The 802-nt window shown below is 70.6% G+C and carries 1 protein-coding gene; it reads right to left on the bottom strand.

The features are described from left to right. Nucleotides 1-746, bottom strand: a 746-nt coding sequence (locus DTW89_RS19115) for a patatin-like phospholipase family protein (RefSeq protein ID WP_201741044.1), incomplete at its 3' end; no start/stop codon positions are given. Between the last annotated feature and the right edge of the window lie 56 nt (nt 747-802).

The raw sequence follows: 802 nt of genomic DNA, 5'->3' as shown, positions 1-802 counted from the left end.
GTGCTGTCGCCCCGGGGCTCGTGCATGCGGCCCGCGCCGATCACCAGCACGCGTTCGGCCCCCAGGTGAATGGCCGCCGCGATGGGTGCCGACTGGCGCATGGAGCCGTCGCCAAAGTATTCGGTGTGGCCGTCGATGGTGATGCCCTTGGCCGGAAACACAAAGGGAATGGCCGAAGAGGCCAGCAGGTGCTCGTGCGTGATGCGGTCGCGCGCCGCCTTGCGCTGCGAGCGCACCCAGGGCGGCACAGCCTGGGCCGATTCATAAAAGGTGACATGCTCGCCCGAGCTGTAGCTCGATGCCGTCACCGCCAGGGCCGTGAGATGGCCCTTTTGTATCAGCCGGGGCAGGCGCATGAGCGGCACCATCTTGGCCAGCAGTTTTTCGAGCGGCGCGTTGTCCAGCAGCGAGCGCGGGCGCAGGCGGCGCCAGCGCGCCAGAGCCCAGCCCAGCGACACCAGCGTGAGCCAGCGCGCACCGCTGCGCATCACCGAGAGCGAGTCGGCGCCATACACCTGGTGCGCATGGAACTGGCGCCATACGCGGGCGATGCGGCCCACGGTGCGGCCGAAATCATCAGCGCCGCAGGCCAGCGCGGCGGCGTTGATGGCCCCCGCCGACGTGCCCGTGATGATGGGAAACGGATTGGGCTCGCGACCCGCGCCGCACGCCTGGCGCAGGTCGGCAATGGCCTCCAGCACGCCCATCTGGTAGGCGGCCCGCGCCCCGCCCCCGGTGAGCAGCAGGCCCGTGCGGGGTGATGGGGATTTGGGAGCCTTGGGCGCTGGGGTGCGTGCTGGGG

It is taken from the genome of Acidovorax sp. BoFeN1 (genome assembly GCF_003345135.1).
Classification (GTDB): domain Bacteria; phylum Pseudomonadota; class Gammaproteobacteria; order Burkholderiales; family Burkholderiaceae_C; genus Acidovorax; species Acidovorax defluvii.
The sequence above is the reverse complement of the archived record's forward strand: the minus strand, read 5'-3'. Positions and strand labels throughout refer to the sequence as shown.